Source organism: Curtobacterium sp. PhB128 (genome assembly GCF_004340725.1).
Classification (GTDB): domain Bacteria; phylum Actinomycetota; class Actinomycetes; order Actinomycetales; family Microbacteriaceae; genus Curtobacterium.
The window spans coordinates 140,493-153,497 of record NZ_SLUR01000010.1 but is presented as its reverse complement, the minus strand read 5'-3'; the positions used below and the strand labels follow the sequence as shown (position 1 = coordinate 153,497).

General features: G+C 70.4%; 13 protein-coding genes. 4 read left to right on the top strand and 9 right to left on the bottom strand.

The features are described 5' to 3' along the window. Positions 1-147 precede the first annotated feature (147 nt). The 3 genes from EDF23_RS16315 to EDF23_RS16305 form a co-directional block, all read right to left on the bottom strand. Positions 148-1,509, bottom strand: coding sequence for a PhoH family protein (locus EDF23_RS16315; RefSeq protein WP_173170762.1), 1,362 nt, complete (start codon positions 1,507-1,509; stop codon positions 148-150). Positions 1,510-1,990: 481 nt separating this feature from the next. After that, positions 1,991-3,100, bottom strand: a complete 1,110-nt coding sequence (locus EDF23_RS16310; protein WP_111084809.1) for an aminotransferase class V-fold PLP-dependent enzyme — start codon at positions 3,098-3,100, stop codon at positions 1,991-1,993. Between the two features lie 95 nt (positions 3,101-3,195). After that, the gene (locus EDF23_RS16305; RefSeq protein ID WP_173170760.1) at positions 3,196-3,981 is read right to left on the bottom strand and encodes an isoprenyl transferase; all 786 of its coding nucleotides are present in this window, start codon (positions 3,979-3,981) and stop codon (positions 3,196-3,198) included. A gap of 95 nt (positions 3,982-4,076) precedes the next feature. Here EDF23_RS16305 and EDF23_RS16300 point away from each other — a divergent pair, with 95 nt between their 5' ends. Continuing rightward, on the top strand, positions 4,077-4,784 hold the full coding sequence (locus EDF23_RS16300) for a hemolysin III family protein (protein WP_123294746.1): 708 nt from the start codon (positions 4,077-4,079) through the stop codon (positions 4,782-4,784). 124 nt (positions 4,785-4,908) lie between these two features. Here the strand turns inward: EDF23_RS16300 and EDF23_RS16295 are convergent, their stop codons facing one another. Further along, positions 4,909-5,214: a hypothetical protein gene (locus EDF23_RS16295; RefSeq protein ID WP_123294745.1), complete on the bottom strand. Its 306-nt coding sequence runs from the start codon at positions 5,212-5,214 to the stop codon at positions 4,909-4,911. After that, positions 5,211-6,101: a mycothiol conjugate amidase Mca gene (mca, locus tag EDF23_RS16290; RefSeq protein ID WP_131922343.1), complete on the bottom strand. Its 891-nt coding sequence runs from the start codon at positions 6,099-6,101 to the stop codon at positions 5,211-5,213. The genes EDF23_RS16295 and mca overlap by 4 nt, the downstream gene beginning before the upstream one ends. A 23-nt stretch (positions 6,102-6,124) precedes the next feature. Here mca and EDF23_RS16285 point away from each other — a divergent pair, with 23 nt between their 5' ends. Further along, positions 6,125-6,625 carry a DUF4307 domain-containing protein gene (locus EDF23_RS16285; RefSeq protein WP_165901165.1) on the top strand — a complete coding sequence of 167 codons (501 nt, stop codon included), beginning with the start codon at positions 6,125-6,127 and terminating at the stop codon, positions 6,623-6,625. 70 nt (positions 6,626-6,695) lie between these two features. Further along, complete coding sequence (gene greA, locus EDF23_RS16280) at positions 6,696-7,184, top strand: transcription elongation factor GreA (protein WP_111084815.1); 489 nt, start codon at positions 6,696-6,698, stop codon at positions 7,182-7,184. Between the two features lie 146 nt (positions 7,185-7,330). Here greA and ilvA read toward each other — a convergent pair whose 3' ends face one another. Both ilvA and EDF23_RS16270 read right to left on the bottom strand, forming a co-directional pair. Beyond that, a complete protein-coding gene (gene ilvA / locus EDF23_RS16275) occupies positions 7,331-8,590 on the bottom strand; it encodes a threonine ammonia-lyase (protein ID WP_123340649.1) in 1,260 nt (419 codons plus the stop codon). A gap of 62 nt (positions 8,591-8,652) precedes the next feature. Then, positions 8,653-9,903 (bottom strand): AI-2E family transporter, encoded by a 1,251-nt coding sequence (locus tag EDF23_RS16270; RefSeq protein ID WP_123294741.1) that lies wholly within the window; start codon positions 9,901-9,903, stop codon positions 8,653-8,655. Positions 9,904-9,995: 92 nt separating this feature from the next. Here EDF23_RS16270 and EDF23_RS16265 point away from each other — a divergent pair, with 92 nt between their 5' ends. Further along, on the top strand, positions 9,996-11,267 hold the full coding sequence (locus EDF23_RS16265) for a crosslink repair DNA glycosylase YcaQ family protein (protein ID WP_131922339.1): 1,272 nt from the start codon (positions 9,996-9,998) through the stop codon (positions 11,265-11,267). Between the two features lie 6 nt (positions 11,268-11,273). Here EDF23_RS16265 and EDF23_RS16260 read toward each other — a convergent pair whose 3' ends face one another. Both EDF23_RS16260 and EDF23_RS16255 read right to left on the bottom strand, forming a co-directional pair. Further along, positions 11,274-12,176, bottom strand: a complete 903-nt coding sequence (locus EDF23_RS16260; protein ID WP_111084819.1) for a M48 family metalloprotease — start codon at positions 12,174-12,176, stop codon at positions 11,274-11,276. A gap of 19 nt (positions 12,177-12,195) precedes the next feature. Next, positions 12,196-12,777 (bottom strand): LemA family protein, encoded by a 582-nt coding sequence (locus EDF23_RS16255; protein ID WP_111084820.1) that lies wholly within the window; start codon positions 12,775-12,777, stop codon positions 12,196-12,198. Positions 12,778-13,005 lie beyond the last annotated feature (228 nt).

Genomic DNA, 13,005 nt, shown 5'->3' with positions numbered 1-13,005 from the left:
CAAACGCCTCGACGCCATGACGCCGAGAGAAGCTCTCGACGAGCTACTCTCGGCGTCACTGACAGGCGGTGTTGCACCGACCACTTGAATCCACCGCGAACTGTTCGCGGAGATCTGTCGCTTTCGCATGTGGGGAACGGCCGGGCGCTACACCAGGTCGGGCGAGTCCAGCAGGTCCGTCACGAGGGCAGCGATCGCGGAGCGCTCCGACCGGGTCAGCGTGACGTGGGCGAACAGCGGGTGGCCCTTCAGCCGCTCGATGACGCTCGCGATGCCGTCGTGCCGTCCGACCCGCAGGTTGTCGCGCTGCGCGACGTCGTGGGTGAGCACCACGCGTGAGTTTTGCCCGATGCGGGAGAGCATCGTGAGCAGCACGTTCCGTTCGAGCGACTGTGCCTCGTCGACGATCACGAACGCGTCGTGCAGGGACCGACCGCGGATGTGCGTGAGCGGCAGGACCTCGATCAAGCCGCGTTCGATCACCTCGTCGAGGACGTTGTCGGACACCACCGACCCGAGGGTGTCGTAGACCGCCTGCGCCCACGGGTTCATCTTCTCGCCGGCGTCACCGGGCAGGAACCCGAGGTCCTGGCCACCCACGGCGTACAGCGGCCGGAACACCATGATCTTCTTGTGCTGCTGCCGTTCGAGGACCGCTTCGAGCCCGGCGCACAGGGCCAACGCGGACTTGCCCGTGCCGGCGCTGCCGCCCAGGGACACGATGCCGATCTCGGAGTCGAGCAGGGCGTCGATCGCAAGTCGCTGCTCGGCGGACCGGCCGCGCAGCCCGAAGACCTCGCGGTCGCCACGGACCAGGGCGACGGAACCGGCGGTGTGCACGCGACCGAGGGCCGAACCGCGCTCGGAGTGGATGACGACACCGGTGTTGACCGGCACGCCGTCGAGCTGGACGGAGCGGATCTCCTCCTTCTCGTACAGGTCGGCCATCTGCTCGCCCGAGACCTGCAGGTCGGCGATGCCGGTGTAGCCGGAGTCGACCGCGAGCTCGGCGCGGTACTCCTCGGCCGCCATGCCGATCGACGACGCCTTGACGCGCAGGGGCAGGTCCTTCGACACGACGACCACGTCGAGCCCGTCGTTCTGCAGGTTCGAGGCGACGGCGAGGATGCGGGAGTCGTTGTCGCCGAGCTGCAGCCCGGACGGCAGGACGGACTGGTTGGAGTGGTTCAGCTCGACGCGGAAGGAACCGCCGTCACCGAGCGCGATCGGGAAGTCGAGCCGTTCGTGTTCGATGCGCATCTCGTCCAGCAGCCGCAGGGCCTGCCGTGCGAAGTACCCGATCTCCGGGTCGTTGCGCTTCGACTCGAGTTCGCTGACGACCACGACGGGCAGGACCACCGCGTGCTCGGCGAAGCGGAACAAGGCCCGCGGATCGCTGAGGAGCACCGATGTGTCGAGCACGTACGTGCGCTGGGCGACCGACGTGGACGAGTCCGCGGTGTGCTGGTGCTGGGTTCCGCGAGAGACGTTCTGAGAGGTCACGACCACTCCATCCCCGGGCCGCGAGCAGCCCGGTCCATGTCCTCGAACGCGGCCGTGGAGCGGGTCCCGAAGCACCGACTGTGGCCGCTTCGATCGGGCGCGGTGCCCGATGGGGACAACGTACGTCCGCCCTCCGACACCCCGCCAGCGACACGCGGTTTCCGGCGTTACGGTCACGTGAACAACGTGACTCCGGCAGTTGACCGGTCGCGAGCTGTGGGCTGCGGCTGTGCCGCCCGACAGACGGTGACCAGTCGGCGGACGTGCGCGGTGCGTCGTGACCCTCGCGGGTGGCCGACAGGAGGCCCGTGGCGGCCGGGCACCGCGCCTCCAGGCCGCCCGTTGGTCGCGACTCGTCGCGCGGACGGCGTCGAGTGGTCACCAACTGTCGGCTGCGACCGCGCGAGCCGACAGTTCGCGACCACTCGACAGAGGGGAGGCCCGTGGGGGCACCGCCCCGCGCCTCCCGTCCGCCTGTTGACGCGCGCTACTGCAGCGTGGCGTACGAGACGCAGGCGTCCCGGAACATGTCCAGCGTCTCGTCCGTCGTCGAGGCGAACACCGACACCCGCGCGACGCCGAGCCGCGTCGTCGCGGTCACGCCGTGGTTGTGCAGCGCCGCGGACAGCGCGGTCAGGCGCCCCTCGGCCGGCCGCAGCACGACGATGCCGGCGCGCTCGCGCGGGTCGCGGCTGGACTCGACCTCGAGCCCGAACTCGTCCGCGATCGCGAACACGCGCTCGACGCGCTCGGTGACGCGCTCCTGCACGGCGGCGACACCGACGGCAGTCAGCCGGTCCAGCGACACCGCGAGGCGGGCCTGCGCGATGGGGTCGATGCGGGTCATCTGGTACCCGGCGGCACCCGGGCGCACGGCGGGGACGTCCACGGGCCAGCCGGTGGTGCCGTGCGGGCCGGACAGCGCCGGACGCAGGCGGTTCAGGGCGCGGTCGCTGAAGGCGGTGAAGCCCGTGCCCCAGCCGGCGTGCAGCCACTTCTGGCCGCCGGTCGCGACGACGTCCGCGATCTCGTAGGGGGCGTCGACGACTCCGAAGCCCTGGATCGCGTCGAGGATCAGCAGGCGGTCGCCGATGACCTCGCGGATGCCGGCGAGGTCGGCCAGGTAGCCGGTGCGCCAGTCGACCAGCGACACCGCCACGGCCGTCACGTCGTCGGTCAGGCGCTCCTGGATGAGCGAGGGGGTCATCCACCCGGCACCGGACTCGATGACGACCGGCTGGACCCGGCCGCCGGTCGCCGAGGCGGCGCTAGCCAGCGCGAGCGGCAGCGAAGGGTACTCGTCGGCCGACACCAGCACGCCGCCGGTCAGGCCGAAGGCCGTGTGCAGCAGGCCGGGCGTCGTCGCGGTCTGCGAGACGACCTGGTCCTCGCGGCGACCGACCAAGCGGGCGGCGACCGTGCGGACTCGGGCGTCCTGCTCGTCGAGGGTCTCCATGGCGCCGAAGCGCATGTGCTCCTGGATCGTGCCGAGCACGCGCTGCTCCTCGAGCACGGCGGTCTGCACGGGGCCGAACGCAGCGTGGTCGAGGTAGCCGGGATCCTCGGAGAAGCCGGCGGCGTACTCGTCGATGTTCACAGGGGTGCACCTTTCACAGTGTCGAACCCTGAGAGCCTACTGGGATCACTGAACGTCAGCGAACCCAGGCCGATCCGCGCAGTAGCGAGGAAGCGTCAGCCGCCGAAGCGTCGCGACCGCAGCCCGAAGTCGCGGACGGCGCGGAGGAAGTCGACCTCGCGCAGGTCGGGGTAGAGCGCCTCGACGAAGTAGAACTCGCTGTGCGCGCTCTGCCACAGCATGAAGTCGGACAGCCGCTGCTCGCCCGAGGTCCGGATCACCAGGTCGGGGTCGGGCTGTCCCTGCGTGTACAGGTGGTCGCCGATGAGCTCGGGGGTGAGGACCTCGGCCAGGGTGTCGATCGTGCCGCCACCCGCGCCGTGCGACTCCACGATGCTGCGCATGGCGTCGGCGATCTCGCGGCGTCCGCCGTACCCGACGGCCAGGTTGATGTGGAGTCCGGTCCGGCCGGCGGTGCGCTCCTCGGCCTGCGCGAGCGCGGACACGAGCGAATCGGGCAGCCCCTCGTTCGACCCGACGTGCTGGACGCGCCAGTCCGTGGTGTCGGCGAGCACCCCGGCCAGGTCGCCGATGATGCCGACGAGCTCGCTGAGTTCCGCTCCGGCACGTCCGGTCAGGTTGTCGGCGGAGAGCAGGTAGAGCGTCACGACCTCGATGCCGAGCTCGTCGCACCAGGTCAGGAACTCCGGGATCTTCGCGGCGCCGGCGCGGTGGCCGTGCGCGGCGGACTCGAGCCCGAGCTGCTTCGCCCACCGACGGTTGCCGTCGACGATCATGGCGACGTGCTTCGGCTTCGCGCTGCCCTCGATCTGGCGGCGGATGCGGCTCTGGTAGGCGCGGTAGAGGATCCCTCGTCCTGCCCATCCCACCCTGCCGGTCACGCACCGAGCGTAGTGCACCGTCGGTCGGAGCGTCCCGAGTGCGGCTCCCCCAGAACTCGTGGCATCCGTTCGGGCACGGGGCTTACAGTCGGCACATGCAGGACGAGCATGAGACCGCCACCCTCCCCCACGTCCCGTTCACCGAAGAGGCCGCGACGACCACGGAGGACACCCGCCCCGCCTGGCGCGGGTGGATCCACCTCGGTGCGTTCCCGTTCGCCATCGCGATGGGCATCGTCCTCATCGCCCTGGCCGACAGCACCGCGGCGAAGGTCGGCAGCGCGGTGTTCATGGCCACGTCGCTCGCCATGTTCGGGGTCTCCGCGACGTACCACCGGTTCCCGTGGGGGCCGACCGTCAAGGCGGTGCTCAAGCGCATCGACCACACGAACATCCTGCTGCTCATCGCCGGCACCTACACGCCGATCGCGATCTGCGCACTGCCGCACACCCTGATGGTGGTCGTGCTCTGGGTGATGTGGTCCGGCGCCGCCCTCGGCATCGCCTTCCGGGTGCTGTGGATCAACGCGCCCCGGTGGCTGTACGTGCCGATCTACCTGGTGCTCGGCTGCGCGGCGCTCGGGCTGCTGCCGCAGTTCTTCGCGGCGAGCGTCCCGATGACCGTGCTCATCCTGTCCGGCGGTGTCGCGTACATCATCGGCGCGCTCGTCTACGGCTTCAAGCGGCCGAACCCGGTGCCCACCCAGTTCGGCTTCCACGAGGTGTTCCACGCCCTGACGGTCGTGGCCTTCGGCGCGCAGTGGGTCGGCGTGCTCATCGTCGCCCTGGACCCGGTGCGCTGACGGTCGCACGTTCCTTCCCATAACGCGCGCGATGCCTGGTCGTTCCGGGCGTACTCACCCGGAACTTTCGACCAGGTACGCCCGATCCGCCCAGGTACGCCCGGTTCCGTCAGGCGCTAGCGGGTCAACCGCGCTCGGTGTCGTCCCCGACGTCGGCCCGGCCGTCCTCGGCCGCACGCCGCTCCGACTCGTCCGTCGCCGGACCGTCGACCGCGGTGCCGTTCGCTTCCGCCTCGAGACGCTCGCGGATCTCCGACCGGTAGCGCGTCCGGCGGATGCGCCGGGTCATGTCCACGACCAGGACGATCGTCGCGATCGCCACCAGCGCGATGGCGATGAACCCGACGACACCGGGGGTGACGTTCACGTCCGGCACGACGCTGGGGCTGGGACTGGGGGTGGCGGCGAGTGCCGCCGCGATGGAGCTCACGGGGTCGGTTCCTTGTCGGCAGGGATCCCGGCGAACAGATCGGTCTCCGGGAGCTCGGTCGGCACGCGGGCCTCCACGAGCTGGTAGTCCTCGGTCGGCCACACCGTGGCCAGGAGGTCGTTCGGCCAGTAGAAGAACGCACTGTCCGGTGCCACCTGGCTGGCGTGGGCACGGAGCGCGGCGTCGCGCTGGTCGAAGTACTCGTGCACGTCGACGTGCGTGGTCGCGAGGTCGGGCCGGTCGGCGAACCGCTCGACCCACTCGCGCAGCTGCTCGATCGCGGGGCTGTCCGGGTCGCGGTCCTGCAGCGCCTCGAAGATCGTCCGGAAACGGCGCGGGTTCATCGTGCGCTCGTAGTAGAGCTTGGCGATCGACCACGGTTCGCCGGCCGTGGGGTACGCAGCGGGATCGGCCGCGGCTGCCCAGGCGGCGACGGACACCTCGTGCGTGCGGATGTGGTCGGGGTGCGGGTAGCCGCCGTTCTCGTCGTAGGTGACGAGCACGTGCGGACGGAACCGGCGGATCACCCGGACGAGCGCCTCGGTGCTGTACTCGAGCGGCACGGTCGAGAACGTGCCGGGTCGGACGGTCTCGCCCTTCTCGGCGTCGGGCAGTCCGGAGTCGTGGTAGCCGAGCCACAGGTGGTCGATGCCGAGGGCTGCCTGCGCGGCGGCCATCTCACCGCGGCGGTACCCGGCCATGTCGCGGTGCGCGCGGCTCGTCGCGGGCTCGCCGAGCTGGTCGTTGAGGATGTCGCCGGCCTCGCCCCCGGTGCAGGACACGACCAGTACCTCGTGCCCCTCGGCCACGTACTTCGCCACGGTCGCCGCCCCCTTGCTCGACTCGTCGTCGGGGTGGGCGTGGACGGCCAGCAAGCGGTACGGCACGGGACTTCCTCACGTGGGTGAGCGTGGGCGAGCGGAGGACGAGCGGGGACGGGAAGTGCACAGCGACGCGTGAACTACCCTGGGATCAGGATAATCACCCCGGGAGCCCCGAACTGTCCGAACAGCACTACACCGCCACCCTCGACGACCGCTACGGCCGCACCCCGGCCCGCGCGCGCCGCAGCAAGGCCGTCGCGATCACCGCCGCCATCGCCGTGGTCGTGGTCTTCGCCGCCTGGGTGATCTGGGCGGGTCTCGACCAGTCCGACCGCGGCCTGACCGACGACGTCGTGGGGTACGAGGTCCTCTCCCAGCACAGCACGGTCGTGCACTCGCAGGTCTCCGTCGACCCGGGTGTCCGGGCGAAGTGCGCCGTCCAGGTCCTCGACAAGAGCTACTCGATCGTGGGCTGGAAGGAGATCACCCTCGCCCCGTCCGAGCAGCGCACCCGCAGTGTCAGCACCGAGGTGACGACCACGACCCGTGGCGTCACCGGCTTGATCCACGACTGCTGGATTCCCTAGACTGTCCTGATTCGCCTCTCGAGACCGACCACTCGGCCGGTCTCGTTTTTCATGGTCGAAGGGACAGAAGATGAGCAACGACACGCAGGTCACCTGGCTGACCCAGGAGGCGCACGACCGTCTCCAGGCGGAGCTCGACGAGCTGAGCGGCGAGGGCCGTGCCGAGATCGCGCGCCGCATCGAGGCCGCTCGCGAAGAGGGCGACCTCAAGGAGAACGGCGGCTACCACGCCGCCAAGGACGAGCAGGGCAAGATCGAGGCGCGCATCCGCGTCCTCACGAACCTCCTCAAGCACGCGACCGTCAGTGAAGCCGTCTTCGACGGCACGGTCGAGCCCGGCACCGTCGTCACCGCGGTCATCGCAGGCGACGAGTCGACGTTCCTGGTCGGCAGCCGCGAGATCGTCGCCGAGGGCTCCGACCTGACGGTCTACAGCCCGGTCAGCCCCGTCGGCGCGGCGATCGTCGGCCTCAAGGCCGGTGACAAGGCCACCTACACGGCGCCGAACGGCAAGGAGATCGCGGTCGAGGTCGTCAAGATCGAGCGCTACGAGCCGTAGGCAGCACCACAGACGGACAGGAGGCCCGGGGCGACACCGCCACGGGCCTCCCGTCTGTCCGCTGGTCGCGTCCACGGCCCCGCTCACCGGGGCGCACCACCGATCCGACAGGACACGCGTCGAACGACTCGTGGATCGTCGCAGGGCTAGTGCTCGAGGAGCTCCGGGCGGAAGCCGACCTCGTGCAGGCGCTGGATGACCTCCTGCGCGTGCTCGGGGCCACGCGCCTCGATCGACAGGTCGAGGGCCACCTCGTTGATGACCAGGCCCTGTCCGTGGCGGGTGTGCAGGACCTCGACCACGTTCGCGCCGGCGTCCGAGATCACCTGGGCGACCCGGGCGAGCTGGCCGGGACGGTCCGGCAGCATGATGCGGATGCCGATGTAACGCGACGCGGCGACCAGACCGCGGGTGATCACGCGCTCCATCATGAGCGGGTCGATGTTGCCGCCGCTCAACAGCACGACGGTGCGCCCGGTGTCGCGGACCGCGCCGGACATGATCGCGGCGACACCGACGGCTCCGGCGGCCTCGACCACGAGCTTCGCACGCTCGAGCAGCACGAGCAGGGCGCGGGCGGTGTCGTCGTCGGAGACCGTGACGATGTCGTCGACCAGGTCGCGGATGATCGGGAAGTTCAGGTCGCCGGGGCGGGCGACCGCGATGCCGTCGGCGATCGTCGGTGTCGTCGTGATGGTGACGGGCTCGCCGGCGCGGATCGACGACGGGTACGCAGCAGCGTTCTCGGCCTGCACCCCGATGACCTTGATCGGTCGTCCGAGCCGCTCGGCCATGCCCTTGACCGCGAGGGCGATGCCGGAGATGACCCCGCCGCCGCCGATCGGCACGACGACGGTGTCCACGTCGGGCACCTGGTCGATGATCTCGAGGCCGAGGGTTCCCTGGCCGGCGATGACGGCGGGGTGGTCGAACGGCGGGATGAAGACCGCGCCGGTGTGCGCGGCGAAGTCCTTGGCGGCGCTCAGGGCTTCCTCCACCGAGTGGCCGCGCAGCACGACCTCGGCGCCGTAGTGGCGGGTGGCCTGCAGCTTCGGCAGCGCGACACCGACCGGGGTGAAGATCGTCGCCGGGATGCCGAGCTCGCGGGCGGCGAGGGCGACTCCCTGGGCGTGGTTGCCGGCGCTGGCCGCGACGACGCCCTTGGCGCGCTGTTCCTCGGACAGGGTCGACAGGCGGTTGTACGCGCCGCGGACCTTGTACGCACCGGTGCGCTGCAGGTTCTCGCACTTCAGGTGCACCGGTGAACCGAGCACCTCGGCCAGGAACTGCGAGGTCTCCATCGGGGTGACGCGCGCGACGCCCGAGATGGTCTCCCGCGCCGTCTCGATGTCCGCGAGGGTGGGGATCGCGGCGAGCGTGTGCTGGGAGGCGCTGGTGTCGGTCACTCCCCCATCATCGTCGTTCCGGGCCTCCGCGGCGAACCCGTGACACGAGGGATCGTTCAGTGTCAGCCTGCCGTCCCCTTGACCGCGGTCGGCTGCTCGTCGGTGCCCGGCTTCGGCACGTCGCCACGACGCTTCCGCAGCTTGAGGACCTTGCGCCGCCGCTTGGTCCGGACGTTCTCGTCGTGCGCGTCCTGCTTGGCCTCGAGCACGTGGTCGGAGTCCATGGTCTTCCACCGGCCGCTCGAGATGGTCGTGACCATGGAGTTGACGGTGGCGATGAGCGGGACGGCGAAGAACGCGCCCGCGATGCCCGCGAGGCCCGACGCCGCGGTGACCCCGAGGACGACGGCGAGCGGGTGCACCTTGACGGCGCTGCCCATGACGAGCGGCTGCAGGATGTGTCCTTCGACCTGCTGCACGACCAGGATCACGCCGAGCATGATGACCGCCGCCACCGGGCCGTTGAAGACCAGGGCGACGAACACCGCCAGGAACCCGGTGACGATCGCACCGACGACCGGGATGAACGACCCGAGGAACACGAAGACCGCGATCGGCACGACGAGCGGCAGCTGCAGGAAGAACGCACCGAGGCCGATGCCGACGGCGTCGACGAACGCGACGAAGATCTGCACCCGGATGAAGCTCGTCAACGTCGTCCAGCCGGCGACCCCGGCGCCGTCGATCGCGCTGCGGGCGTTCTTCGGGAAGAGCCGGACCGTCCAGCGCCAGACGTTCTTGCCGTCGATGAGCAGGAAGATCACCGTGAAGATGACGATGAACAGGCCGGTGAGGATGTGCGTCAGCGACGACCCCGCGCTGGCCACTCCGGACAGGATCGAGCCGGAGTTGCTCTGCAGCCAGTCGGTCGCCTGGTTGAGGTAGGAGTTCAGGTCCTTCTGGCTGATCCCGAGCCCGGAGCTGAGCACGAAGTCGCGGATGTTGTCGTACTGCGACAGGGTGCGGTCGCGGAGCGACGGGTAGGCGGCGGCGATCTGGTCGACGACGAGCCAGATGAGCGCCCCGACGGCGGCGAGCCCACCGACCAGGCTGACGATGACCGCGAGCCACTTCGGCACGTGGTGGCGCTGCATCCAGTTCGACAGCGGGACCAGGAGCGCGGCGACGACGATGCCGATGAGGAACGGGATGAGGATCTCGCTGAACAGCGTGACCAGGTAGATGACCACCGCGACGACGCCGACCACGACGAGGATCCGCCACGACCACGCGCCGGCGATCCGCATGCCGGGCGGCACCGCGTCATCGACGACGACGGGATCCGTGTGCGGTGTCTTCTTTCCCCAGGCCATGGGCCGATCCTAGCGATCCAGACGTCCTCGCGTTCCAGATACGGCATACGTTCGGACGCCGCGCTGTCGGCGGGGTTCGGTAGCGTCGCCGCATGGTCAGGTCCTCGCTCTCCGCCGCCGAAGCCCGCCGCGTCGCCCTCGCCGCGCAGGGGTTCGGTCGGCCACCGGCGACGGACGTCTCGACGCGTGCGGTGAACGCAGCGTTCGCCCGGCTCGGGCTGCTGCAGATCGACTCGGTGAACGTGTTCGAGCGCAGCCACTACCTGCCGCTCTTCGCACGACTGGGGGCGTACGACCGGTCCACGCTCGACCGACTGACCCTCGGCCGGTCCGGGCCCTACACCGAGTACTGGGCGCACGAGGCAGCCCTCATCCCGCGCGACGACCTGCGGCTGTTCCGCTGGCGGATGGACGCCCTGCGGGACCGCGACGCCGGTCCGACCAGGATCGACGGCGTCACCCGCACCGCCGGGGTCCGACGCGAGCTGCACGCGCTCCTGCGTGCCGAGGGGCCGATGCGGGCCAGCGCGGTCGAGCACGAGTCGAACGTCCGCCGTGGTCCGTGGTGGGGCTGGAGCGACGTGAAACTCGGGCTCGAGCAGATGTTCCGCTGGGGCGAGGCCGTGAGCGCCGGACGGTCGGGCTTCGAGCGCGTGTACGCCCTGCCCGAGCAGGTCCTGCCGGCCGGGTTCCTCGAGACGGCCCCGCCGCGCGCTGCCGCCGTGCTCGAACTCGTCCGGCACGCCACCCGCGCCCTCGGCGTCGGCACCCGAGCGGACATCGCCGACTACTACCGACTGCGGTCGGACGACACCGCCGGCGCCATCGCGGAGCTCACCGCTGCCGGCGAGCTCCTGCCCGTGCGGGTCGAGGGCTGGGGTGAGCGGGCCTGGCTCCACCCCGATGCCCGGGTGCCCCGGCAGGTCACCGCCGACGCGGTGCTCAGCCCGTTCGACCCGGTCGTGTGGTTCCGCCGACGGGCGGAGCGGATGTACGGGTTCCACTACCGGATCGAGATCTACACACCGGCCCCGAAGCGGGTGTTCGGGTACTACGTGCTGCCCGTGCTGCAGGACGACCGCCTCGTCGGCCGGGTCGACCTGAAGAGCGACCGGCAGCGTGGCGTGCTGCGGGTCCGGACCGCGTGGCAGGAGCCCGGCGAGCACCTCGATGCCGAGCGGCTGGCCGAGACCCTCCGACGCACCGCCGCCTGGCAGGGACTCGACGAGGTCGAGGTCACCGATCGGGGCACGGCTGCAGCCGCGGTCGCCGGGGCGCTCGGCCTCCCGCTGGTCCCGCACGAAGCCGTCGACGACGCCGATGCCCCCGAACCCACGGAACAACTCGACGCCGTCGAGGCCTGACCGGCGTCAGAAGCGGTCGGCGTTCGCCCGCAGGCGTGCGATGCGGTCCGGCAGCGGCGGGTGCGTCGAGAACAGCCGGTCCATCACGCCGGGGCGCATCGGGTCGGCGATCCACAGGTGCGCCATCGACGAGTTCTGCGTCTGCATCGGACGGCCGTACGCGCCGAGCTTCTCGAGCGCCCGGGCGAGGCCCTCGGGGTGGCGCGTCGTCATCGCACCGGTGGCGTCGGCGAGGTACTCGCGCTGCCGGGACACCGCAGCCTGCACGCCCGCCGCGGCGATCGGCGCCACGACCACGGCCACGATGCCGGCGATGAGCAGCACCGGGTTCGCGCCACCGCCGTTGTCCGAGTTGCGGTTCCGGCCGCCGGACAGGCCGCTGAAGATCGAGATGCGCAGGAGCACGTCGGCGATCAGGCCGACGGCGACCACCAGCCCGAACACCATCGTCGAGACCCGGATGTCGTAGTTGCGGACGTGCCCGAGTTCGTGGGCCATCACACCCTGGAGCTCCTGGTCGTCCATGATCTGGAGCAGCCCGGTCGTCGCCGCGACCACGGCGTGCTCCGGGTCGCGCCCGGTGGCGAAGGCGTTCGGCGACGGGTCCTGGATGACGTAGACCCGGGGCATCGGCATGCCGGTCGAGATCGCGAGGTTCTCGACCGTCCGCCAGAGCCGCGGTTCGGAGGTGCGGTCGATCTCGATGCCGCCGGCGATGGCGGTCGCCTGCCGAGCAGCGAAGAAGTACTGCAGCACCGCGTAGCCCAGGGCGACGGCGAGCACGATGACGCCGATCGACACGTTCCCCGCCAGGTACCCGCCCAGGAACCCGAGCGCGCCGATGATCAGCAGGAAGACCAGAACGATGACGACGGTGTTGCGCTTGTTCCGCGCGATGGCGCTGTACACGGCAGCTGCGAGGCTGGGGTCAGAACTGGACGCGCGGCGGCTCGGCGATGGCTGCCGGCTCGGCGGTCTCGAAGAAGGTCGCCTCGGCGAAGCCCCGTCGCTTGGCGAACGTGGAGTTCGGGAAGACCCGGATCTTCGTGTTCAGCTCGCGCACGCCGCCGTTGTAGAAGCGCCGGGCGGACTGGATCTTGTCCTCGGTGTCGACGAGCTCGGTCTGCAGCTGCAGGAAGTTCTGGCTCGACTGCAGCTGCGGGTACCCCTCGGCGACCGCGAACACGCTCTTCAGCGCCTTCTGCATGTGTCCCTCGGCCGCGGAGGCCGTGCCGGCGTCACCGGCCGTCAGCGTCTCGGAGCGCGCCTTGGTGACGTCGTCGAAGACCGCCTTCTCGTGGGTGGCGTACCCCTTGACCGTGTCGACGATGGTGGGGATCAGGTCGGCGCGCCGCTTCAGCTGCACCGAGATGTCGCTCCAGGCCTCGTCCACACGGACCTTGAGCGTGACGAGCGAGTTGTACGTCACCCAGAGGTAGATCCCGATGATGACCAGGATCACCACCACCACTCCGACGACGATCAGCGTCGTGACGAGTCCGGTGTCCATGCGTGGGTGCTCCTTCTCGCGTTCGGATCCGCGGTGCTGCGTGGCCTGAACGGCCGTCGTGAAGTCTACCGACGCGTCCGCGGTGCTCGCGTCGACCGCCAGGGTTCACGGGCGATTCCCGAGTCACGCACACCGGGCGTTCGGGCTGCGGGGCGAACACGACCGGATGCGGGACATCATCCGCGAGGTGTATTGACCCAGCGGCCCGGATCACGTGGGATGGAGCCG